Below are 23,999 nucleotides of genomic sequence, written 5' to 3' on the forward strand. Positions count from 1 at the left end.
AATGCTGGCCAGCCCCACTCGGGACGGACCTTTTTCCAGTGGATACAAGCTGTTACTGTACCGGCCAGAACGCCCGTCCCGCAGCCCTTTCGGCGATGCGAGACGGCTGATACCGCCCGAGGTTTTCATGCCCCGCACGGCTCACGGCACGCCCCCTTCCCAGCGCACCACGGACCGGACTCCCACCTGATGCGTCACCTCATACTCCTGCTGATCGGCCTGTTCGCCAGCGCCGCCGCGAGCGCGACAATCAGCGAGAGCCATGGCTATGCCCAGTTCGGCGGCCTCAAATACCCCGCCAATTTCAGCCATTTCGACTGGGTGAACCCCGACGCCCCCAAGGGCGGAACCCTTCGGCTGATGGCATTCGGCACCTTCGACACCCTCAACCCCTACACCTTCAAGGGCACCAGCCCGGTGGCCACGCCGAACTTCCTGCAGTACGGCATCTCCGAGCTGAACGAGCCGCTGATGGTTGGCACCGGCATCTATGACCCTTCGGGGGACGAGCCCGCCTCCAGCTATGGCCTGATCGCCTCCAGCGTCGAGTACAGCGAGGACCGCAGCTGGGTGGTCTTCAACCTGCGCCCGGAAGCACGCTTTCACGACGGCAAGCCGATCACGGCCTACGACGTGGCCTTCTCCTACCGCACGCTGGTCGGCAGCGGCCACCCCCAGTACCGCACCAGCCTGCAAGAGGTGGAGCGGGTCGACATCCTCAACCGCCACCGCATCCGCTTCGTCCTCAAGCGCGCCGGCAACCCGCTGCTGATCCTGCGCCTCGGCGAGCTGCCGGTACTGCCGCAGCACTACTGGAAGGATCGTGACTTCAAGGCCACCACCTTCGAGCCACCGCTGGGCAGCGGCCCCTACCGCATCACCCAGGTCCGCCCCGGACGCGGGCTGGTGTTCGAACGGGTCAAGGACTGGTGGGGCAAGGACCTGCCGGTGAACCGGGGCAAGTACAACTTCGACCGGGTCGAAGTGGAGTTCTACCGCGACGCCAACGTCGCCTTCGAAGCCTTCAAGGCCGGCGAGTTCGACTTCTACATCGAGCACCAGGCGAAGAACTGGGCCAACAGCTACCGCTTCCCGGCCGTGGCCCGAGGCGATGTGATCCGCGCCGAGATTCCGCACCAGATCCCCACCCAGACCCAGGCCCTGTTCATGAACACCCGCCACAAGGTGTTCCAGGACCGCCGCGTGCGCGAGGCCATGGGGCTGATGTTCGACTTCGAATGGACCAACCGCGCCCTGTTCAACAACGCCTACCTTCGGGCCGCCAGCTACTACCCCAACAGCGAATTCACCGCCACCGGCAAGCCCGAGGGACAGGAATGGCTGCTGCTCTCGCCGTATCGGGGGCAACTGCCGGCCCAATTGTTCACCGAGCCCTTCAAGGTGCCGACAACCGACGGGCGCGGCATCCCGCGTGAAACCCTGCGCCGGGCGCTGGGTCTACTGGGCGATGCCGGCTGGAAGCTCTCCGGCCAGCGCCTGTTGAACACACGCGGCGAGCCGCTGCGCTTCGAGATCCTGCTGGTCAACCCCAACCTCGAGCGCATCCTCCAGCCCTACGCCGAGAACCTGGCGGGCATCGGCATCGACGTCACCCTGCGAACCGTCGACCGCGCCCAGTACAAGCAGCGCCTGGACCACTTCGACTACGACATGATCCTCATGACCCTGCCCCAGAGCCTCAGCCCCGGACTGGAACAGTCGCTGTACTTCCATTCCGGCCAGGTCGGCGTGAAGGGCAGCAAGAACTACGCCGGCGTCGCCGATCCGGTGGTGGACGCCCTGCTGGAGCGCCTGCTGGGCGCCCGCACCCGCGACGAGCAGGTGGCCGCCGGCCGCGCACTGGACCGCACGCTGCTGTGGCAGCACTACAGCATTCCCAACTGGTACCTCAACTACCATCGCCTGGCGTACCGCAACCGGTTCGCCTTCGTCACCACGCCGCCCTACACCCTGGGCCTGCGTGCGTGGTGGCAGAAGCCCACGGAGAACACCCGATGAGCACGAACCCCCTGCGCACCTGGTGCCTGGCCGGCTGCGGCGCCCTGCTGCTTGGCCTCGCCGGCCTGGCCCAGTGCGAACCTCGGCACGCCATCACGCTGTATGACGAAGCCCCCAAGTACCCGGCGGGCTTCAAGCACTTCGACTGGGTCAACCCGGACGCCTCCAAGGGCGGCACCCTGCGCCTGGCCAGCTACGGTGGCTTCGACAGCCTCAACGACTTCATCCCCAAGGGCACGTCGGCCAGCCAGTTGGGCCTGATCTACGACTCCCTGACCTTCCACTCCCCGGACGAGCCGTTCACCGAGTACGGCCTGCTGGCGGAGAAGATCGAGAAAGCGCCGGACAACAGCTTCGTGCGCTTCTACCTCAACCCCAAGGCCCGCTTCAACGACGGCACTCCGGTGACCAGCGAGGACGTGGTCTTCACCTTCCAGACCCTGCTGCAGCACGGCGACCCGATGTACCGCCACTACTATTCCGACGTGGACAAGGTGGTGGCCGAAGACGCCCAGCGTGTGCGCTTCGACTTCAAGCACCCGGGCAACCGCGAGCTGCCGCTGATCCTCGGGCAGATCCAGGTCCTGCCCAAGCACTGGTGGAGCACCCGCGACTTTGCCAAGGCCTCCCTGGAGCCGCCCCTGGGCAGTGGCCCCTACCGCATCGCACAGGTGGAAGCCGGGCGCTCGATCCGTTTCGAGCGGGTCAAGGACTGGTGGGGCAAGGACCTGCCGGTGGTCCGTGGCTACTACAACTTCGACGTCATCAGCGTCGACTACTACCGCGACATGTCCGTCGCCCTGGAAGCCTTCAAGGCCGGGCAGTTCGACTTCAACCTGGAGTACTCCGCCAAGGACTGGGCCACCGGCTACGACTGCCCGGCCTTGCGCAAGGGGCACATCACCCAGACGGCCATCCCCAACCACAACCCGGTGGGCATGCAGGCCTTCGCCTTCAACATCCGCCGGCCGGTGTTCCAGGACCGCCGCGTGCGCGAGGCCATCGCCTCGCTGTTCGACTTCGAGTGGACCAACCGCCAGCTGTTCTTCGGCGCCTACAAGCGCACCCGCAGCTATTTCGAGAACTCCGAGATGGCCTCCAGCGGCCTGCCGACCGAAGCCGAGCTGAAGATCCTCGAACCCTTGCGCGGCAAGATCCCCGACGAGGTCTTCACCCAGCCCTTCCAGCTACCGGTCAGCGACGGCAGCGGCATCATCCGCGACCAGAAGCGGCACGCCTACAAGCTGCTCACCGAGGCCGGCTACCGCATCGAGAACGACCGCATGGTGGGGCCGGACGGCAAGCCGCTGAGCTTCGAAATCATGATTGCCCAGGCCAACCTGGAGCGGGTGATCCTGCCGTTCAAGCGCAACCTGGCCGAGCTGGGTATCGAACTGGTGATCCGCCGTGTCGATGTCTCCCAGTACATGACTCGCCTGCGCTCGCGGGACTACGACATGATTCCCGCCACCTGGGGCCAGTCGAACTCGCCGGGCAACGAACAGATGGAGTTCTGGCACTCCCGCAGCGCCGAGAGCCCGGGCAGTCGCAACTTCATCGGCCTGCGCGATCCGGCCGTGGACACCCTGGTGGAAGGCCTGATCCGCGCCGACTCCCGGCAGAGCCTGATCGACCATGCGCGGGCGCTGGACCGCGTCCTGCTGTGGGGGCACTACGCCATTCCCAACTATTACGTCGACACCTGGCGCGTCGCCTACTGGGACCAGCTCCAGCGCCCCGCTGCAACGCCGCAATACGACCTCGGCCTGTTCACCTGGTGGCAGAAACCCGGTGCCACGCCTGCCGCTGAGGCTACGGACACGCCCGAGGCCCCGGCCCCCGAACCGCAACAGGACGCCCGCTGATGCTCGCCTACATCCTGCGGCGCCTGCTGCTGATCATCCCCACCCTGTTCGGCATCCTGCTGATCAACTTCATCATCATCCAGGCCGCCCCCGGCGGACCGGTGGAGCAGATGATCGCCAAGCTGGAAGGCTTCGACGCGGCCTCCGGTGGCGCCACCGGGCGCATCTCCGGAGGCGGCGGCGAGGTCTCCGTGGCCGGCTCCAACTACCGCGGCGCCCAGGGCCTGGACCCGGAGCTGATCAAGGAAATCGAGAAGATGTACGGCTTCGACAAGCCGGCACCGGAACGTTTCTGGCTGATGGTGAAGAACTACCTGCATTTCGATTTCGGCAACAGCTTCTTCCGTGATGCCAAGGTGACCGACCTGATCCTGGAGAAGATGCCGGTGTCCATCTCCCTCGGGCTCTGGAGCACCCTGATCATGTACCTGGTCTCGGTACCCCTGGGCATTGCCAAGGCTGTGCGGCACGGCAGCGTGTTCGACGTCTGGACCAGCACCGCGATCATCGTCGGCTACGCGATTCCCGCCTTCCTGTTCGCCATCCTGCTGATCGTGCTGTTCGCCGGCGGCAGCTACTACGACTGGTTCCCGTTGCGCGGGCTGACCTCCAACCACTTCGACGAACTGAGCCTGGGCGGCAAGGTGCTCGACTACTTCTGGCACCTAGCCCTGCCGGTGACGGCGCTGGTGATCGGCAACTTCGCCACCCTCACCTTCCTCACCAAGAACAGCTTCCTCGACGAGATCAACAAGCAGTACGTGATCACCGCGCGCGCCAAGGGCCTTTCGGAGAACCGCGTGCTGTACGGCCATGTGTTCCGCAACGCCATGCTACTGATCATCGCCGGCTTCCCGGCGGCCTTCATCGGCATGTTCTTCACCGGCTCGCTGCTGATCGAGGTGATCTTCTCCCTCGACGGCCTGGGCCTGCTGAGCTTCGAGTCGGCGGTCAACCGCGACTACCCGGTAGTGTTCGGCACGCTGTTCATCTTCACGCTGCTGGGCCTCCTGGTGAAGCTCATCGGCGACGTCACCTACACCCTGGTCGATCCGCGCATCGACTTCGAAAGCCGGGAGGGCTGACATGCGCCTATCGCCCATCAACCGCCGTCGCTTCGAGCGCTTCAAGGCCAACAAGCGTGGCTGGTGGTCCCTCTGGCTGTTCCTCACGCTGTTCGTCCTCAGCCTGGGCGCGGAGCTGATCGCCAACGACAAGCCCCTGGCCATCCGCTACGACGGGGAGTGGTACTTCCCCGCCTTCAAGCGCTACCCGGAAACCACCTTCGGCGGCGAATTCCCGCTGGAAGCCAACTACCGCAGCCCGTACATGAAGGAACTGATCGCCGCGCGCGACGGCGAGATGTACTGGCCGCCGATCCCCTTCAGCTACGACACCATCAACTACGACCTGAAGGTCCCCGCTCCCGCGCCGCCCTCAGCCGACAACCTGCTGGGCACCGATGACCAGGCTCGCGACGTGCTCGCCCGGGTCATCTACGGCTTCCGCGTTTCGGTGCTGTTCGCCCTGACCCTGACCCTGCTGAGCGCGGTGATCGGCGTCACCGCGGGCGCCCTGCAGGGCTTCTACGGCGGCTGGGTGGACCTGGCCGGGCAGCGCTTCCTGGAGATCTGGTCGGGGCTGCCGGTGCTCTACCTGCTGATCATCCTGGCCAGCTTCGTGCAGCCGAACTTCTGGTGGCTGCTGGGCATCATGCTGCTGTTCTCCTGGATGAGCCTGGTGGACGTGGTGCGTGCCGAGTTCCTGCGCGGCCGCAACCTGGAATACGTGCGCGCTGCGCGGGCGCTGGGCATGCAGAACGGCGCGATCATGTTCCGCCACATCCTGCCCAACGCCATGGTCTCCACCATGACCTTCCTGCCCTTCATCCTCACCGGCGCCATCGGCACCCTGACGGCACTGGACTTCCTCGGCTTCGGCCTGCCCCCCGGCGCACCGTCCCTGGGTGAGCTGGTGTCCCAGGGCAAGTCCAACCTGCAGGCGCCCTGGCTGGGCATCAGCGCGTTCGCCGTGCTGGGCCTGATGCTGACGCTGCTGGTGTTCATCGGCGAAGCCGCCCGCGACGCCTTCGACCCGAGGAAGTGAGATGAGCGAGAACCTGATCGAAATCCGCGACCTCTCCGTCGCCTTCAGTGCCGGCAACACGACCCAGACGGTGGTGGAAGGGGTGAGCTTCGACATCCGCAAGGGCGAAACCCTGGCCCTGGTGGGCGAGAGTGGCTCCGGCAAGTCGGTGACCGCGCACTCCATCCTGCGCCTGCTCCCCTACCCGCTGGCCAGCCACCCGAGCGGGCATATCCGCTATGGCGGCGACGATCTGCTCCGGCTCCCGGAGGCGCGCCTGCGCGGCATCCGTGGCAACCGCATCGCCATGGTGTTCCAGGAGCCGATGACCTCGCTGAACCCGCTGCACTGCATCGAGAAGCAGATCAACGAGGTGCTGGCCCTGCACAAGGGCCTGACCGGCAAGGCGGCCACCCGACGGACCCTGGAGCTGCTGGAGCTGGTGGGCATTCCCGAGCCGGCGAAGCGCCTGCGTGCCCTCCCCCACGAGCTGTCGGGCGGGCAGCGCCAGCGGGTGATGATCGCCATGGCCCTGGCCAACGAGCCGGAACTGCTGATCGCCGACGAACCCACCACCGCCCTCGACGTGACCGTGCAATTGAAGATCCTTGACCTGCTCAAGGACCTTCAGGCGCGCCTGGGCATGGCAATGCTGATCATCAGTCACGACCTCAATCTGGTGCGCCGCGTGGCCCACCGGGTGTGCGTGATGCAGCACGGGCGCATCGTCGAGCAGGCCGACTGCCAGGCGCTGTTCAAGGCCCCCCAGCACCCCTACACCTGCGAGCTGCTGGCAGCCGAACCCAGCGGCGGCCCCGTGCCGGCCAGCGAAGGACCGGCCATGCTGGAAGTGAACGACCTCAAGGTGTGGTTCCCGATCCGCAAGGGCCTGCTGCGCCGGACCGTGGACCACGTGAAGGCGGTGGATGGCATCGGCTTCACCCTGCGCCAGGGGCAGACCCTGGGCATCGTCGGCGAGAGCGGCTCCGGCAAGTCGACCCTGGGCCTGGCCATCCTCCGCCTGCTGGGCAGCCAGGGCGCGATCCGCTTCCAGGGACAGGCGCTCGAGGGGCTCTCGCAGAGGGAGGTGCGGCCACTGCGCCGGCAGATGCAGGTGGTGTTCCAGGACCCCTTCGGCAGCCTCAGCCCGCGCATGTGCGTGGGCCAGATCGTCGGTGAGGGGCTGCGTATCCACGGCATCGGCAGCGAGGCGGAGCAGGAGGCAGCGATCATCGAAGCCCTGCGCGAGGTGGGCCTCGACCCCGAGACCCGGCACCGCTACCCCCATGAATTCTCCGGCGGCCAGCGCCAGCGCATCGCCATCGCCCGCGCCCTGGTGCTCAAGCCCGCACTGATCCTGCTGGACGAACCCACCTCGGCACTGGACCGCACCGTGCAGCGCCAGGTGGTCGACCTGCTGCGCAACCTGCAGGCCAAGTACAACCTGACCTACCTGTTCATCAGCCACGACCTGGCCGTGGTGCGCGCCCTCAGCCACCACCTGATGGTGGTCAAGCACGGCCAGGTGGTGGAGCAAGGGCCGGCAGAGGCCATCTTCTCCGCCCCCCAGCACAGCTACACCCAGCAACTGCTGGAAGCCGCCTTCCTGGCGCCGTCTACCGCTCACTGAACCCAGGAGAACCGCCACATGGGATTCCTTACCGGCAAGCGCGTCCTCATCGTCGGGGTGGCCAGCAAACTGTCCATCGCCTCGGGCATCGCCGCCGCCATGCATCGGGAAGGCGCCGAGCTGGCCTTCACCTACCAGAACGACAAGCTGCGCAGCCGGGTCGAGGAATTCGCCCAGGAGTGGGGCTCCGGCCCGGATCTATGCTTCCCGTGCGACGTCGCCCGCGACGAGGAGATCGCCGCCGTGTTCGAGGCATTAGGCCAACGCTGGGATGGGCTCGATGTGATCGTTCACTCCGTGGGCTTCGCCCCCGGCGACCAACTGGATGGCGACTTCACCGAGGTCACCACCCGCGACGGCTTCCGCATCGCCCACGACATCAGCGCCTACAGCTTCATCGCCCTGGCCAAGGCTGGCCGCACGCTGATGAAAGGCCGCCACGGCAGCCTGCTCACCCTCTCCTACCTCGGCGCCGAGCGCACCCTGCCCAACTACAACGTGATGGGCATGGCCAAGGCGAGCCTTGAGGCCGGCGTACGCTACCTGGCCGGCAGCCTGGGCCCTGAAGGCACCCGGGTGAACGCCATCTCCGCCGGCCCGATCCGCACCCTGGCGGCTTCGGGCATCAAGCATTTCCGCAAGATGCTGGCAGAAAGCGAGCGCCAGACGCCCCTGCGACGCAACGTGACCATCGAGGAAGTGGGCAATGCAGCGGCCTTCCTCTGTTCGGACCTGGCCTCAGGCATCAGCGGCGAGATCCTCTACGTGGACGGCGGCTTCAACACCACCGCCATGGGCACGCTGGAGGACTGACTCCTCACTGCCCGAACGAGCCCGCCTTGTGCGGGCTTTTCATTTCCTGCGGGCAAGAAAAAACCGCCCGAAGGCGGTTTCTTCATCAGCCCACGCGGATCAGTAACGCTCGATCTTCGCGTCGGCTTCCAGCTGGCGACGGTATGCCGCGAAGTCCTGCTGGCCACTGCGGGACGCCAGGAAGCGGCTGTACATGGCCTTGTCCTGCTCGGACAGGGTCTCGTCGGGCTGGCTGACACCGTTCAGGCGTACCAGCACGTAGTCACCGTTCTTCAGCGCCACGGAGGTGAAGCTGGGCTTGTCGGCGGCAGCCGGCTTGGGCATGCGGAACACGGCCTGCAGCAGGGAAGGATCGACCCCCTCCTGGCCACGGGTCGCGGCTTCCACCACGTTCCAGGTCTGGCCGTCCTGGGCCTGGTCCACCGGGGTCTTGCCTTCGCGCAGGCTGGCCAGCAGGGCATCACCCTTGGCCTTGACGGCCTCGGCGGCTTTCTCCTGCTGCAGGTGCTGGCGAATGCTGTCCTGCACGGAAGCCAGCTCAAGCTGCTCAGGCTTCTTATGCTCCTTCACGCGCAGGGCGACAACGGTTTCCGGGTCCAGCTCGATGGCCGAGCTGTTGGCGCCGTCTTCCAGCACTTCGGTGCTGAAAGCAGCCTGAAGCACCTGACGGTTGGCCGCGAGGCCTTCGCCGCCTTCACGACCGAACGGGGCACTGGTCTTCACCTCGAGCCCCAGTTCCTGGGCCGGCTGGCTCAGGTCGGACGCTTCGAAGGCGGAGTCTTCCAGCTGCTTGGTCGCCTCGACGAAACGCTGCTCGACGCGCTGCGCCTTGAGATCGCGCTCCATCTTGTCCTTCAGGCTGGCGAAGCTGGGCACCTCGGGCGCCTGCACGGCCAGCAGCTTGATCAGGTGGAGGCCGTAGGGCGTGCGCACCGGAGCGGAGACTTCACCTTGCTTGAGGGCGTAGAGGGCGTCCTCGAAGGCGGGCTCGTAGACACCACGGCCGGCAAAGCCGAGATCACCGCCGTTGGTGGCCGAACCGGGGTCCTGGGAGAACTCCTTGGCCAGGGCGGCGAAGTCTTCACCCTTGTCCAGGCGCTGCTTGATCTCGTCGATCTTCGCCTTGGCCTGTTCCTCGGTCTGCTTGTCGTTGACCTCCACCAGGATATGAGCGGCATCACGCTGCTCGGACAGGTTGGAGATTTCCTTCTCGTACTGGGCCTTGAGCTCGTCGTCGCTCACGGAGACCTGGCTGAAGAATGCATCCTTCTTCAGCTCGACGTACTCCAGCACGACCTGCTCGGGGCTCATGAACTGGGCCTTGTGCTCGTCGTAGTAGGCCTTGACCTCGTCGTCGCTGACCTGGGTGGCCTTGGGATCGGCCTTGAAGGTCAGGGTGGCGAAATCGCGGGTCTGCTTCTCCAGGCGGGCAAAGGCACGAACCTCGTCATCGGTCACGAAGCCGCTACCGGCAAGACCGGCACGCAGTTGACCGATGAGCATCTCGCGCTCTAGCTCCTGGCGATACTGCAGGCGGGTGTAGCCCATCTGGCGCAGGACCATGTCGAAGCGGTCGGCACTGAACTTGCCGTTGTCCTGGAACTCGGGCGTCTGGACGATCAGTTGGTCGATGGCCTGCTGGGAGAACGCAAAATGCGCGCTCTTGGTGCCCTGCAGCAGCAGGCTGCGGTCGATCAGGCCCTTGAGCGCAGCTTCACGCAGCAGCTTGTCATCCAGCATGGAAGCATCGAAATCCTTGCCGAGCTGCTGTATCAACTGGCGACGCTGCATGTCCACGGCTTGCGACAGCTGGTTCTGGGAGATTTCCTCACCATTCACCTCGGCCGCCGTCTGACGATGGCTGGTGGCATTGAAAATGGCATCGAAACCGGTCAGCGCCAGCAGAGCGATGATGACGCCGATGATGGTCTTGGCAATCCACCCCTGTGAATTGTCCCTGATGTTCTGCAGCATGGGTCCCCCAGAAACGACTGTACTGACTCAAACAGCCGTGCAGAGCGGGTAGAAGATTGGGTCCGGATAAAAGAAAGGCGCATCCGAGGATGCGCCTTCTCTTAACTGTCGGGGTAGCCGGAGGGTTGCCCCTCGGCAGGCTGACTGCCTTGCTTCCCCGAGCCGCCTCCGAGCTAGTCCGGAGGCGGATGGGCAAAGCCAGAGGGACGCTTAGTTGACGGCGTCTTTCAGAGCTTTACCAGCCTTGAAACCGGGGATCTTGGCAGCGTCGATCTTGATCGGCTTGCCAGTCTGCGGGTTGCGGCCAGTGCGAGCAGCGCGCTCTTTGACAGCGAAGGTACCGAAACCTACCAGCACCACGGAATCACCAGCCTTCAGAGCGCCAGTGACGGATTCGATCACTGCGTCCAGCGCACGGCCAGCGACAGCTTTCGGGATATCAGCGGATGCGGCGATGGCATCAATCAGTTCCGACTTGTTCACTCTTAAGTCCCCTTATATCTGTTGAGTTTGTTTCTTAGTTCTTCGGTGTAAGCAAAGCGGGTGCTGGATGGCCTGCTGACACATAGGAGCCGCTTTATAACAAGGGCTCGAAAAATGTGTCAAGAAAGCCCCCCGGCTAATGCGTGCTGATTCGCTCCTTGGAATCAGGCTCGCGCTTTTCATCCTTTGCAACCATCTCGGGAGCCGCATCGGGCAAGGGCTCCGGCGCGTATTGCAGCGCAATTTGCAGGACCTCGTCAATCCATTTAACGGGTTTAATATTCAGATCCTGCTTGATGTTTTCAGGGATTTCTTTCAAATCACGGACGTTTTCTTCGGGAATGATCACAGTTTTGATACCGCCCCGATGAGCCGCCAGCAATTTCTCTTTCAAACCACCGATTGCGAGCACTTGGCCACGCAAGGTGATTTCCCCGGTCATGGCAACATCAGCGCGCACAGGGATTTGCGTCATGGCCGACACGAGGGCTGTGCACATGCCGATGCCCGCGCTGGGCCCATCCTTCGGCGTAGCCCCTTCGGGCATGTGGATATGGATGTCGCGCTTCTCGTGGAAATCGGCCGGAATGCCGAGACTCTTGGCGCGACTGCGCACCACGGTGAGTGCAGCCGTGATGGATTCCACCATCACATCACCGAGCGAGCCGGTCTTGGTCAGTTGCCCCTTGCCCGGCACGACAGCCGCCTCGATGGTCAGTAGCTCACCACCAACCTGGGTCCATGCCAGGCCTGTTACCTGGCCAATCTGGTCCTGCAGTTCAGCCAGCCCGTAACGGAACTTGCGCACGCCCAGGAAGTGCTCCAGCGAGTCAGCCGTCACGACCACACTGAAACGCTTCTCGCGGGCGTGTTCCTTGACAGCCTTGCGGCACACCTTGGCGATCTGGCGCTCCAGGCTGCGCACGCCGGCTTCCCGGGTGTAGTAGCGAATAATGTCGCGGATCGCCGCCTCTTCGAACGCCAGCTCCCCTTTCTTCAGGCCATTGGCTTGGGTCTGCTTCGGAGCCAGGTACTTGGTCGCGATATTGACCTTCTCGTCCTCGGTGTAGCCAGGCAGGCGAATCACCTCCATACGGTCCAGCAGGGGTGCCGGAATGTTCATGGAGTTCGCGGTGCAGAGGAACATCACATCCGAGAGGTCGTAGTCGACCTCAAGGTAATGGTCGTTGAAATTGTGGTTCTGCTCCGGGTCAAGGACCTCAAGCAGCGCAGAAGCCGGGTCGCCGCGCATGTCGCTGCCCATCTTGTCGATCTCGTCGAGCAGGAAGAGCGGGTTGCGGACCCCGACCTTGGTCATCTTCTGGATGAGACGGCCCGGCATGGAACCGATGTAGGTACGGCGGTGGCCACGGATTTCGGCTTCGTCACGCACGCCACCCAAGGCCATGCGGATGAACTTGCGGTTGGTGGCACGGGCGATGGACTCGGCCAGCGAGGTCTTGCCCACGCCGGGCGGCCCGACCAGGCAAAGGACAGGGCCTTTCACCTTCTTGACGCGCTTTTGCACAGCGAGGTACTCAAGGATCCGCTCCTTGACCTCTTCGAGGCCATAGTGATCGGCATCCAGGATGTCTTCTGCCTTCGCCAGGTCAAGACGGACCTTGCTCTCGGCCTTCCACGGCACGTTCACCAGCCAATCGATGTAGGAGCGGACGACCGTAGCTTCCGCCGACATGGGCGACATCTGCTTGAGCTTGTTCAGCTCGGCATTGGCCTTGGTGAGGGCTTCCTTGGTGAGACCCGCATTGTCGATGCGCTTCTTCAGCTCCTCGATCTCGTTGTGGCCCTCATCGATGTCACCGAGCTCTTTCTGAATGGCCTTCATCTGCTCATTCAGGTAGTACTCGCGCTGGCTGCGCTCCATCTGCTTCTTGACGCGCCCACGGATACGCTTCTCGACCTGCAACAGGTCAATCTCGGCATCCAGAAGAGCCAGTACGTGCTCAACGCGCTCGGACAGATCGGTGATCTCGAGGATCTCCTGCTTCTGCTCGATCTTGAGCGCCATGTGCGCAGCCATGGTATCCACCAGGCGACCCGGTTCATCAATGCTGTTCAGCGAGGAAAGCACCTCGGCAGGCACTTTCTTGCCCAGTTGAACGTACTGTTCGAACTGGCTAAGCAGGCTGCGAACGAACACTTCGGACTCACGCTCACCCGCGTCAGCCTCATCGATCAGGGCAACCTCGGCCCGGCAATGACCTTCTACTTCGAAGAAGCGCTCGATAGCGCCACGCTGCTCGCCCTCGACCAACACCTTCACGGTGCCGTCAGGCAGCTTGAGCAATTGGAGGACGGTTGCGACCGTACCGACACGGTACAGGGCGTCTTCGCCCGGATCGTCGTCCGCCGGGTTCCTCTGCGCCAACAGAAGAATTTGCTTGTCCCCGGTCATCGCGGCCTCCAGGGCCTCGATGGATTTCTCACGCCCCACGAACAGCGGGATGACCATGTGCGGATAGACCACGACATCACGCAATGGCAGGAGAGGCAATTCTACGGTTGTCTTCATGATTTCAGCTCTACAGCGGCCATGGGCCGTTAACAGATAGGGTGACCCTGAGGGCCTAAGATGGGGGCACGTCTGGGAAAAAACAAGCGCTGTAGTGGGAAAGACAAAGGGGCCCGAGGGCCCCTTTGGTGATCACGCGTCGGGCGCAGCTTTCGCCGGCTGTTCGCTGTTCTCGTAGATCAGCAGCGGCTTGGAGGCTCCTTCGATGACACTTTCATCGATGACCACCTTGCTGACCTCGTTCTGCGAGGGGATTTCGTACATGGTGTCGAGCAGCACGCCTTCGAGGATCGAGCGGAGGCCCCGGGCACCGGTTTTGCGCTCAAGCGCACGGCGAGCCACAGCCTTGAGTGCGTCCGGACGGAACTCCAGATCCACCCCTTCCATTTCAAAGAGCTTGCCGTACTGCTTGGTCAGGGCGTTCTTCGGCTCGGTGAGGATCTGGATCAATGCAGCCTCGTCGAGTTCGTCCAGGGTGGCGATCACCGGGAGACGACCCACGAACTCGGGGATCAGGCCGAATTTGACCAGGTCCTCCGGCTCCGCATCGCGCAGGGTTTCACCCACCTTCTTGCCCAGATCAACACTACGGACCTCGGCATTGAAGCCAATGCCGCCACGAGCAGAACGGTTCTGGATGACTTTCTCCAGCCCGGCGAACGCACCGCCGCATATGAAGAGGATGTTGCGTGTATCCACCTGCAGGAATTCCTGCTGGGGATGCTTGCGACCACCTTGCGGCGGCACGGACGCAACGGTGCCCTCGATCAGCTTCAGCAATGCTTGCTGGACGCCCTCACCCGACACATCACGGGTGATGGAGGGGTTATCGGACTTACGGGAAATCTTGTCGATCTCATCGATGTAGACGATGCCCATCTGGGCCTTTTCCACGTCGTAATCGCACTTCTGCAGCAGCTTCTGAATGATGTTCTCGACATCCTCCCCCACATAACCCGCCTCGGTGAGCGTAGTTGCGTCGGCGATGGTGAAGGGAACATTCAGCAGGCGAGCGAGCGTTTCGGCCAGCAGCGTCTTGCCGGAACCCGTAGGGCCGATCAGGAGGATGTTGCTCTTGCCGAGCTCGATGTCATCCTTCTTGTCGCGCTGATTGAGACGCTTGTAGTGGTTGTAGACGGCGACCGCGAGGACCTTCTTCGCGCGCTCCTGACCAATCACATACTGATCCAGGATGGTGCGGATTTCCTTGGGCGCCGGCAGCTTGTGCGCATTGCTCTCGGCCTGGGCTTCCTGCACCTCCTCACGGATGATGTCGTTGCACAGGTCGACGCACTCGTCGCAGATAAAGACGGAAGGGCCAGCAATCAACTTGCGCACTTCGTGCTGGCTTTTGCCGCAGAAGGAGCAATAAAGCAGTTTGCCGTTGTCCTCGCCATTGCGGGTGTCAGTCATTCGATCAATCCAGTCGGGATAGGCATGAAACACAAGATGAAGGCAAATGCGGGCATTTTCAAGCCCGCGGAGTGGCCGGCGGGAGCCGGCCACGGTGCTGCGGATGGTGTTAGCTGGCGAGCTGACGCTTGCTGAGGACCTGATCGATCAGTCCGTATTTGACAGCCTCATCGCCACTCATGAAGTTGTCGCGATCAGTATCACGGGCGATCACATCGATCGGCTGTCCCGTGTGATCAGCCAAGATCTTGTTCAGGCGCTCACGGATCGTGAGGATCTCACGCGCGTGAATCTCGATGTCCGAAGCCTGCCCCTGGAAACCACCCAGAGGCTGGTGGATCATCATGCGCGAGTGCGGCAGGCAGTAACGCTTGCCAGCTGCACCACCCGCCAGGAGCAACGCACCCATGCTGCAGGCTTGGCCGATGCAGATGGTGGATACGTCAGGCTTGATGAACTGCATGGTGTCGTAGATCGACATCCCGGCAGTCACCGAACCACCCGGAGAGTTGATGTAGAGGTGAATGTCCTTGTCGGGGTTCTCGGCTTCGAGGAAGAGCAACTGGGCAACCACCAGGTTGGCCATGTAGTCCTCGACCTGACCCACCAGGAAGATCACCCGCTCCTTCAGCAGGCGGGAATAGATGTCGTAGGCGCGCTCGCCACGGGCAGACTGCTCCACCACCATCGGCACGAGGCCGCCAGCAGCCTGGATATCAGGGACTTGTTGCTGCATAAAAGAATTGCGGGACATGTCCAGCGATCGCTCCCTAACTAATGTCATGTCTCAAAGACGCATAAGCCAGCTCGGAGGCTGGCTTATGGTGTGCTCGAACGAGGCGAAACGATCAGGCGGCTTGCGAAGCTTCTACCGGCTTGACTGCATCTTCGTAGGAGACCGCTTTGTCAGTCACGTTGGCCTTCTGCAGGACAGTATCTACAACTTGTTCTTCCAGCACAACAGAACGGACTTCGTTCAGCTGCTGGTCGTTCTTGTAGTACCAGGCCACGACCTGCTCAGGCTCCTGGTAAGCGGAGGCCATTTCCTCGATCAGCTCGCGAACGCGGGCATCGTCCGGCTTCAGCTCGAACTGCTTGACCACTTCAGCCACGATCAGACCCAGAACCACGCGACGCTTGGCTTGCTCTTCGAACAGCTCGGCCGGCAGTTGATCAGGGTTGATGTTGCCGCCGAACTGCTGAACAGCCTGAACGCGCAGACGGTTCACCTCGTTGCCGATCAGCGCCTTCGGCACTTCGATCGGATTGGCAGCCAGCAGGCCGTCCATCACCTGGTTCTTGACCTTGGACTTGATGGCCTGACGCAGTTCACGCTCCATGTTCTTGCGAACTTCGGCGCGGAAGCCTTCCAGACCGCCTTCCTTGATGCCGAACAGCGCGAAGAACTCGTCGTTCAGATCCGGCAGGATGGGGGCGGAGACGCTGTTCACGGTCACGGTGAACTCGGCAGTCTTACCGGCCAGATCCAGGTTCTGGTAGTCCTCGGGGAAAGTCGGGTTGATGACGCGCTCTTCGCCCGCCTTGACGCCAACCAGGGCATCTTCGAAGCCCGGGATCATGCGACCGGAGCCCAGCACCAGGCTGGTGCCCTTGGCAGAACCGCCCGCGAAGGCTTCACCGTCGATCTTGCCGACGAAATCGATGTTCAGCTGATCGCCATTCTCGGCAGCACGATCCACCGCTTCGAAGCGGGTGTTCTGCTTGCGCAGGATTTCCAGCATGTTGTCCACGTCAGCGTCGCCGACTTCAGCCTGCAGGCGCTCGACCGCAATGGACTCGAGACCAGCGACCTGGAACTCCGGGAACACTTCGAAGGTGGCGATGAACTCGAGGTCCTTGCCCTTCTCGAACACTTTCGGCTCGACGGAAGGCTGGCCAGCCGGGTTCAGCTTCTGCTCAACCACAGCCTCATAGAAGGAAGACTGGATCAGATCACCCAGGACTTCCTGGCGAGCAGCGTCTTCGTAACGCTGACGGATCACGCTCATGGGCACCTTGCCCGGACGGAAGCCAGCGACCTTGGCGCGGCGAGCAGTCTGCTGAAGACGCTTGTTGACTTCAGTCTCGATCCGCTCGGCCGGCACACCAACGGTCATACGGCGCTCGAGAGCGGAGGTGCTTTCAACAGAAACTTGCATGGATATTCCTCGTTGCAGACATTTGCCGGCCGGACCGGCCCCATAATCAAGGGTCGGCATTCTATTAGAGGAAAATGCAGAAGTCACCCCGCCAACCCATCGCTCTTCGCGCCCCTGCCTACAAGAGCCGACACCAATGGATTCGCACCTTATATAAGGAAGGACCGCCCTACCCGGCCAACATCCCTGCCCGATGCCTACGGCCGGGCGGGCAGCGCTCCGGCAGTACAGCACGCCCAAGGCCGGACGGCACTGCGGCCGGATGCCGCAAATGCAGACCCCGGAACGACGAAAGGCAGCCCGAAGGCTGCCTTTTCATTCCCTACCCGGTTCTTGCAAGTAAACCCAGGGGCAAGGGTCATCGAATAATGGTGCGGACGGAGAGACTCGAACTCTCACACCTTGCGGCGCCAGAACCTAAATCTGGTGTGTCTACCAATTTCACCACGTCCGCTTTCGACGCTGGAAACAAAAACGCCAGGCACTTGGCCTGGCGTCTTCGCAGAATATGGGGTGGACGATGGGAATCGAACCCACGACACCAGGAGCCACAATCCTGTGCTCTACCAACTGAGCTACGCCCACCATATTTCACTTTGCTTGTGCCAAGACTGCCAAATGGCACGCCCGGCAGGACTCGAACCTGCGACCATCCGCTTAGAAGGCGGATGCTCTATCCAGCTGAGCTACGGGCGCTCGATCATCTACCGGAGCAGACTCTTCGAAGCTTTCGGCTTCAGCAGAAGCCTTGAGACTTCTACGTTTGCCGTCTTACCCAGCTAGTGGCTGTGCTCGACAAGCGGGGCGCATGTTATAGCTGCCCCCACTACCCGTCAACAAAAAAATGAAAAAAATTTAGAAAGATAAAGGGGTTACGGGAAAATGCCCGGCAGCCGCCTTTGCCCCGCAGGCACGCCATGCGAGAATACGCGCCCTTTTTCGCTCCTTCCTAATGGTTAATCACGCGTCATGACCGCACAACTGATCGACGGCAAAACGATCGCCGCCCGCCTCCGCCAGCAGATAGCCCAGCGAGTAGCTGAACGCCGCCAGCAAGGACTGCGCATTCCCGGCCTGGCCGTGATCCTGGTGGGCAGCGATCCCGCCTCGCAAGTCTATGTTGCGCACAAGCGCAAAGACTGCGAGGAAGTCGGTTTCATTTCCCAGGCCCATGACCTGCCCGCCAGCACCCGCCAGGACGAACTGCTCGCCCTGATCGACCGCCTGAACCAGGACCCGGCCATCGACGGCATCCTGGTCCAGCTGCCCCTGCCCGCGCACCTCGATGCCTCCCTGCTGCTGGAGCGCATCAGCCCGGACAAGGACGTGGACGGCTTCCACCCCTACAACATCGGCCGCCTCGCCCAGCGCATCCCGCTGCTGCGCCCCTGCACCCCAAAGGGCATCATGACCCTCCTTGAAAGCACCGGCGCAGACCTCTATGGCATGGACGCGGTGGTCGTCGGCGCCTCCAACATCGTCGGCCGCCCCATGGCCCTCGAACTGCTGCTCGCCGGATGCACCGTCACCGTCACCCACCGCTTCACCAAGGACCTCGCCGGCCACGTCGGCCGTGCCGACCTGGTGGTGGTCGCCGCCGGCAAGCCCGGCCTGGTGAAAGGTGAATGGATCAAGGAAGGCGCCATCGTCATCGACGTCGGCATCAACCGCCAGGAAGACGGCAAGCTGGTCGGCGACGTCGAGTACGAGCCCGCCCTGCAGCGCGCCAGCTGGATCACCCCGGTTCCCGGTGGCGTCGGCCCCATGACCCGAGCCTGCCTGCTGGAGAACACCCTGCACGCCGCCGAGCACCTGCACGACTGACGCGAGCGCAAGGCACCGAACGGCACCCCAGGGTGCCGTTCTTCGTTTGGTCATGCAGAAAGCTGACGAACGTCATTCCCCAACCCCCTCCCGGCCTGCTAAAACGGAACCCGTATCGCTCCACCGCACCACCGAGGCCATCCACGCCATGCCCGGCCGCCCCGACGCCCCGCCAGCCCCCTACCCGCCCCAGCTCGAACAGCCGGTTCACCTAACCGCCGGCGAACTCCAGGCCTCCCTCGACGCCACCATGGCCCAGCACAAGGGCGGCCCAGTCTGGCTGTTCGCCTACGGCTCGCTCATCTGGCGTCCGGAATGCCCTGCCGTCGAACGCAGCCGCGCCCGCATCCACGGCTATCACCGCGGCCTCTACCTGTGGTCGCAGATCCACCGGGGCACCCCCGACGCCCCCGGCCTCGTGCTCGGCCTCGACCGTGGCGGCTCCTGCTCCGGCTTCGCCTACCGCCTGCCCGACGAACACCTCGAGCGACACCTGCTCGCACTCTGGCAGCGGGAGATGCCCGACGCCGCCTACCAGCCGCGCTGGCTGGACTGCCGCCTCGAAGACGGCCGGCGCGTCCAGGCCCTCGGCTTCGTCCTGCGGCGCAACTTCGCCTGCTACGCCGGCGCCCTGCCGGATCACGTCCTCACCCACGTCTTTGCCCGTGCCTGCGGCCATTACGGCACCACGCGCGACTACGTCGAGCAGACCGTCAACAGCCTGCGCGCCCACGCCATGCCCGACCGCCGCCTGGAGTCCGCCCTCCTGCGCTGCAGCAAGCAACCCCATCTCGATCTCGACTGACCATCGCTATACACAAAAATATATAGCGATTGGCGAAGCGCTCGGATAACCTGCGCCAGCCAGACGCCAACGCCGGCAAGAGACGCCCAGGCGAATGCCCGATGCGTCCCGTCACGCCCATCGCTATATAAAAAAACACACAGCGAGCAACCATGAACCTTCTCACCACACGCCTCCCCCTCCTGGTCCTGGGTGCCCTTGGCGCCGTCCTCCCTCCGCAGCCGGCCAACGCCGCCAGCCAGGTCTTCAGCCTGGGCGAACTGCTGATCAGCGCCCCCTCCAGCCAGGCCAGCGACTTCGGCGACCAGGTCGCCTCCTCGGTCGACGCCCGCGACATGCAGCGCTTCGAGCGCCACACCGTCACCGACGCCCTCAACCTGCTGAGCGGCATCAGCACCAGCACCAACGCCCGCAACGAAGGCACCATCAGCCTGCGTGGCTTCGACGCCCGCCAGGTGCCGATCTTCGTCGACGGCATCCCCGTGTACGTCCCCTACGACGGCTACGTCGACCTCGACCGCTTCACCACCAGCGACCTCGCCGCCATCCAGGTCGCCAAGGGCATGAGCTCCACCCTCTATGGCCCGAACACCCTCGGTGGCGCCATCAACCTCATCACCCGCCGCCCCGACAGCGCCTTCGAAGGCGACGCCAGCCTCGGCACCGGCACCGGCGGCCTGCAGCGCAAGAGCGTCAACCTCGGCACCAACCAGGGCAGCTGGTACCTCCAGGCCTCCGCCTCCCAGCACGAAGCCGACTACTACCGGCTCTCAGACGACTTCCGCAGCACCGTCCGGGAGAACGGCCACCACCGCGAGAACAGCGACTACGACGACCGCAAGCAGTCCCTGAAGATCGGCCTCACCCCCAACGAAACCGACGAATACGCACTCGGCTACGTCCGCCAGGACGGCCAGAAAGGCCAGCCCCCCAGCACCGACCCCGGCGCCACACAGCGTTACTGGCGCTGGCCCTACTGGGACAAGGAGAGCTACTACTTCATCGGCAACCACGCCCTCAGCGACTACGAGACCCTGCGCCTGCGCGCCTACGCCGACCACTACACCAACGGCCTCGACGGCTACACCAACGCCACCTACAGCCGCCTCGCCACCAGCGGCAACAACCCCCAGTCACTCTCCAGCACCGGCAGCAGCAACTACGACGACCACGTCATGGGCGGCTCCCTGCAACTGCAGACCGACCGCCTCGACGCCCACCAGATCAAGCTGCAGTACGCCTACAAGCAGGACCGCCACGAAGAGGACGACGGCCAGCGCACCACCAAGCGCCTGGAAGACCGGCTCACCTCCGTCGCCGTCGAGGACTACATCCGCCTCGAAGAGCGCTGGCACCTGGCCCTCGGCGCCAGCCGCGACACCCTCACCCCGGTGGACGCCGACACCTACGCCCGGCCCGACACCCAACACGCCAACAACTGGCAGACCGCCCTGTACTTCGATCCCACGCCGGACCACCGCCTCTACGCCAGCATCGCCCGCAAGAGCCGCCTGCCCACCCTCAAGGACCGCTACTCCCTGCGCTTCGGCACCTTCATCGAAAACCCCGACCTCGCCCCCGAGCACGCCACCCACTACGAGCTCGGCTACCAGGGCCAGCCCTGGGCCGGCGCGCACCTGGAGGCCGCCGTCTTCCGCAGCGACATCGACGACCTCATCCAGCGCGTCCGCAACGTCCAGCCCGGCCGCGACCAGATGCAGAACATCAACGAAGCCCGCCACCGCGGCGCCGAACTGAGCCTCAAGCAGCGAGTCGGTGAAGGCCTGGAGACCGGCTTCGCCTACACCTACCTCGAACGGCGCAACCTCAGCTCCCGCACCCGCCTCACCGACACCCCGCGCAACAAGCTCAACACCTGGGTCGACTACGCCCCCATCGAGCGCCTGCACCTCATCGCCTTCATCGAGCACGCCGACCAGCGCTGGTCCTCCGACACCGCCCAGGTCTCGCCCTTCACCCGCATCGACCTCAAGGCCAGCCTCGACCTCACCCACGGCGTCAGCGTCGAAGCGGGCGTCAACAACCTCAGCGACGAAGACTACGAACTGTCCGACGGCTACCCCGAGCCCGGCCGGCAGTACTTCACCAACCTGCGCTACGAGTTCTGACCATGACCCACCGACCGCTCCTGCCCCTCGCCCTCGGCCTGCTGCTCAGCCCAGCCCTGCACGCTGCCGCGTTCGTCCCAGACGACCCGTCCACCTACGTCACCGACACCCTGCAGGTCACCGGCGAGGTGCAGCACGCCCTCACCCTCGACGTCGACGCCCTGCGCACACTCCCCGCCCACGACTACGTCGACGTCGCCAAGGCCTGTGGCGGTGATGTCGCCAACGCCGAGTACAAAGGCTACCGAGGCGCCCTGCTGCGCGACGTGGTGCAACGGGCCGCCCTCGCCGGCGATGACCCCAAGGCCTGGAAACGCGCCTACCTCGTCGCCCACGCCAGCGACGCCTACATCGCCCTGTTCAGCTGGAACGAGCTGCTCAACACCTCAGTCGGCGACGGTGTCCTGGTGGTGTACGCCCAGCACGGCCAGCCCCTGCCGCCCGAGGTCGGCCACATCGCCCTGGTCTCCGGCTGCGACCGCCACCCCGGCCCGCGCCACGTCAAATGGCTCAAGGCCATCGAACTGAAGACTGTCCCGCTCTGATCCCCGAAGGGCTCGGTGGAGGCCGCCCCACAGCCACGCCTCCATCCCTTTTCAGGCCGTCCTCGCGACGGCCTCTTTTTGCCTCCCCGTCAGCGCACCTCCACCGGCTCCGCCCGCGCACGCTTGCGCACATCCAGCACGTACTCCCGCTCGGCCAGCGACGCCCCGAGAAACGCCTTGAGCGTCGGCCCGCGCCGCAGCAAGCGCGGCCCCAGTAGGAATTCCGCCACCTCGTGGAACCACACCCGCCGGCCGATGCGCGTGTACCAGCGCATCGCGTGGCGCACCTCGGCATCCCGGTGGAACAGCACCCGCCACAGCGCCTTGGGCCGCGCCTGCATCCCCAGCTCGATCAGCTTGAACCAGAGGAACACCCGCCACGCCGGCACCTGCCGCACCGCCAGCACCTGGTGCTTGTAGTCCCAGCGGCGGGTGTCGGTCTGGATCACCTCCCGCGTTTCGGCCAGGGCATAGAACGGCGTCCAGCGGTGCGGCGTGACGTACAGCAGCTGGATCTGGTCCGGGTCGTAGCGCAGCAGATGGCGGAACGAGCGCCAGTAGTCGCCATCCCGCTCCTCCTGGAACCCCACCACATAGGTCGCCATCGACACGATGCCGTGCTGGCGCAACAGGCGGATCGCCTGCTGGTCCTCCCTGGGCGTCGCCCCCTTGCGGATGGCCTTCAGGGTCGCCTCGTCGTAGCTCTCGATCCCCAGCAGGAAGCGGATCACCCCCGCCTGGCGATACAGGTGGAGGATGTCCGCATCGCGCACGATGTCCCCGGCACGGGTGGACCCCACCAGCAGCAACGGCACCTGCTCGGCGATCAGCGCTTCGAGGAAGGCCCGCCAGGCCTTGCGTGAACCGGTGGGCAGCTCGTCGGCGAAGTTCACCAGCTCCACCCCCTTCTCCCGGTGCAGCCAGGCCAGCTCGCGGGCCAGCCGCACCGGATCGCGATGGCGCCAGCGCGTCCAGAAGCCGCGCTGCCCGCAGTAGTTGCACAGGTGCGGGCACCCCCGGGAGAACTGCACCACCACCGCTCGCTTGCCACCCCAGTAGCTGTAGTCCGCGTGGTTGATCAGCTCCCAGCCCACCCGGTAGTCGTCCAGGTTGCGCAGCATCGGCGCATCCGCCGTGGCCTGCGGCACCCCGGCCACCAGCAGGGCGATGCCCGGCACCGCCTCCAGAGGCAGCCCAGCCGCCAGGGCCTGCATCAGCGACAACGCCGTCTGCTCGCCCTCGCCGCGCACGATCAGGTCGATCGCCTCCACCTCCCGGAGAATCTCGTCCCAGTGATAGGTCGGGTGCACCCCGCCATAGATGATGCGCAGCCCCGGCAACACCGCCTTCAGCGCCCGGCAGATCGCCACCACCGTCACATGGGCCGAACTGGAACCGGAGTGCCCCAGCATCACCACCGCCGGCGCCAGGTCCACCACCCGCGCCACGATGGCCGGCAGCGCCAAACCCTCCCGGTCGGCATCCAGCAGGCGCACGGCAAAGCCCGCATCCAGCAACGGGCCGCCCACGCTGAGCAGGCCGAGGGGCGGCAGGTGCTCGCGGGGCATGCGGCTGCCGATGGCGGTATGGGGCGGGTTGAGCAGCAGTACATCCATGGGAACACCCAGCGTCGGAAGAAGATGCGGGTGTTATCGCGCGCGCCTGTGAACGGCGCAGGGAGAGGGTGTGGGCATTGCGTGGCGATTGTGTGGCAGGCCGGAC

17 protein-coding genes and 3 tRNA genes are annotated in these 23,999 nt (G+C 64.3%); 10 read left to right on the forward strand and 10 right to left on the reverse strand.

All coding sequences use genetic code 11. The features are described 5' to 3' along the window. Window positions 1-189: 189 nt before the first annotated feature. Genes SZ55_RS16275 through fabI form a run of 6 tightly spaced genes read left to right on the forward strand, consistent with a single transcriptional unit; the run spans window position 190 to window position 8,412 of the window. Entirely contained in the window at window positions 190-2,019 is a 1,830-nt protein-coding gene (locus tag SZ55_RS16275) for an extracellular solute-binding protein (RefSeq protein ID WP_044408308.1), read from the forward strand. Further along, window positions 2,016-3,884, forward strand: a complete 1,869-nt coding sequence (locus tag SZ55_RS16280) for an extracellular solute-binding protein (protein ID WP_044408310.1) — start codon at window positions 2,016-2,018, stop codon at window positions 3,882-3,884. Before SZ55_RS16275 ends, SZ55_RS16280 begins: the two co-directional genes overlap by 4 nt. Further along, a complete protein-coding gene (locus tag SZ55_RS16285) occupies window positions 3,884-4,969 on the forward strand; it encodes a microcin C ABC transporter permease YejB (RefSeq protein ID WP_044408312.1) in 1,086 nt (361 codons plus the stop codon). The genes SZ55_RS16280 and SZ55_RS16285 overlap by 1 nt, the downstream gene beginning before the upstream one ends. A 1-nt stretch (window position 4,970) precedes the next feature. Next, window positions 4,971-5,990, forward strand: a complete 1,020-nt coding sequence (locus tag SZ55_RS16290; protein WP_044408315.1) for an ABC transporter permease — start codon at window positions 4,971-4,973, stop codon at window positions 5,988-5,990. 1 nt (window position 5,991) lies between these two features. Further along, entirely contained in the window at window positions 5,992-7,599 is a 1,608-nt protein-coding gene (locus tag SZ55_RS16295) for an ABC transporter ATP-binding protein (RefSeq protein ID WP_044408317.1), read from the forward strand. Window positions 7,600-7,617: 18 nt separating this feature from the next. Beyond that, the gene (gene fabI, locus SZ55_RS16300; protein WP_044408320.1) at window positions 7,618-8,412 is read left to right on the forward strand and encodes an enoyl-ACP reductase FabI; all 795 of its coding nucleotides are present in this window, start codon (window positions 7,618-7,620) and stop codon (window positions 8,410-8,412) included. A 99-nt stretch (window positions 8,413-8,511) separates the two neighbouring features. Here fabI and SZ55_RS16305 read toward each other — a convergent pair whose 3' ends face one another. The 9 genes from SZ55_RS16305 to SZ55_RS16345 all read right to left on the reverse strand — a co-directional run bounded on the left by SZ55_RS16305 (window position 8,512) and on the right by SZ55_RS16345 (window position 17,670). Beyond that, window positions 8,512-10,386 carry a SurA N-terminal domain-containing protein gene (locus SZ55_RS16305; RefSeq protein ID WP_044408323.1) on the reverse strand — a complete coding sequence of 625 codons (1,875 nt, stop codon included), beginning with the start codon at window positions 10,384-10,386 and terminating at the stop codon, window positions 8,512-8,514. Between the two features lie 210 nt (window positions 10,387-10,596). Continuing rightward, complete coding sequence (locus SZ55_RS16310) at window positions 10,597-10,869, reverse strand: HU family DNA-binding protein (protein WP_004422505.1); 273 nt, start codon at window positions 10,867-10,869, stop codon at window positions 10,597-10,599. Window positions 10,870-11,005: 136 nt separating this feature from the next. Beyond that, complete coding sequence (gene lon, locus SZ55_RS16315) at window positions 11,006-13,402, reverse strand: endopeptidase La (RefSeq protein ID WP_044408334.1); 2,397 nt, start codon at window positions 13,400-13,402, stop codon at window positions 11,006-11,008. A 132-nt stretch (window positions 13,403-13,534) separates the two neighbouring features. Continuing rightward, window positions 13,535-14,815 (reverse strand): ATP-dependent Clp protease ATP-binding subunit ClpX, encoded by a 1,281-nt coding sequence (gene clpX, locus SZ55_RS16320; RefSeq protein ID WP_044408338.1) that lies wholly within the window; start codon window positions 14,813-14,815, stop codon window positions 13,535-13,537. A 109-nt stretch (window positions 14,816-14,924) separates the two neighbouring features. Next, entirely contained in the window at window positions 14,925-15,569 is a 645-nt protein-coding gene (gene clpP / locus SZ55_RS16325) for an ATP-dependent Clp endopeptidase proteolytic subunit ClpP (RefSeq protein ID WP_044408341.1), read from the reverse strand. A gap of 94 nt (window positions 15,570-15,663) precedes the next feature. Further along, window positions 15,664-16,974, reverse strand: a complete 1,311-nt coding sequence (gene tig, locus SZ55_RS16330) for a trigger factor (protein ID WP_044408344.1) — start codon at window positions 16,972-16,974, stop codon at window positions 15,664-15,666. A gap of 369 nt (window positions 16,975-17,343) precedes the next feature. Next, window positions 17,344-17,428 (reverse strand) — tRNA-Leu (locus SZ55_RS16335). 55 nt (window positions 17,429-17,483) lie between these two features. Further along, window positions 17,484-17,559, reverse strand: a tRNA-His gene (locus SZ55_RS16340). Between the two features lie 34 nt (window positions 17,560-17,593). Continuing rightward, a tRNA-Arg gene (locus SZ55_RS16345) sits at window positions 17,594-17,670 on the reverse strand. 273 nt (window positions 17,671-17,943) lie between these two features. On the opposite strand from SZ55_RS16345, the gene folD reads away from it, so the two are divergent. The 4 genes from folD (at window position 17,944) to SZ55_RS16365 (ending at window position 22,277) form a co-directional block, all read left to right on the forward strand. Further along, window positions 17,944-18,798 (forward strand): bifunctional methylenetetrahydrofolate dehydrogenase/methenyltetrahydrofolate cyclohydrolase FolD, encoded by an 855-nt coding sequence (gene folD, locus SZ55_RS16350; protein ID WP_044408347.1) that lies wholly within the window; start codon window positions 17,944-17,946, stop codon window positions 18,796-18,798. Window positions 18,799-18,946: 148 nt separating this feature from the next. Continuing rightward, entirely contained in the window at window positions 18,947-19,603 is a 657-nt protein-coding gene (locus SZ55_RS16355) for a gamma-glutamylcyclotransferase (protein WP_044408349.1), read from the forward strand. A gap of 152 nt (window positions 19,604-19,755) precedes the next feature. Beyond that, a complete protein-coding gene (locus tag SZ55_RS16360; RefSeq protein ID WP_044408351.1) occupies window positions 19,756-21,732 on the forward strand; it encodes a TonB-dependent receptor plug domain-containing protein in 1,977 nt (658 codons plus the stop codon). 2 nt (window positions 21,733-21,734) lie between these two features. Then, entirely contained in the window at window positions 21,735-22,277 is a 543-nt protein-coding gene (locus tag SZ55_RS16365; RefSeq protein WP_052807620.1) for a molybdopterin-dependent oxidoreductase, read from the forward strand. Between the two features lie 89 nt (window positions 22,278-22,366). Here SZ55_RS16365 and bchE read toward each other — a convergent pair whose 3' ends face one another. Beyond that, window positions 22,367-23,893 (reverse strand): magnesium-protoporphyrin IX monomethyl ester anaerobic oxidative cyclase, encoded by a 1,527-nt coding sequence (gene bchE, locus SZ55_RS16370; RefSeq protein WP_044408354.1) that lies wholly within the window; start codon window positions 23,891-23,893, stop codon window positions 22,367-22,369. Window positions 23,894-23,999: the final 106 nt, after the last annotated feature.

The organism is Pseudomonas sp. FeS53a, assembly GCF_000931385.1.
Taxonomy (GTDB): Bacteria; Pseudomonadota; Gammaproteobacteria; order Pseudomonadales; family Pseudomonadaceae; genus Metapseudomonas; species Metapseudomonas otitidis.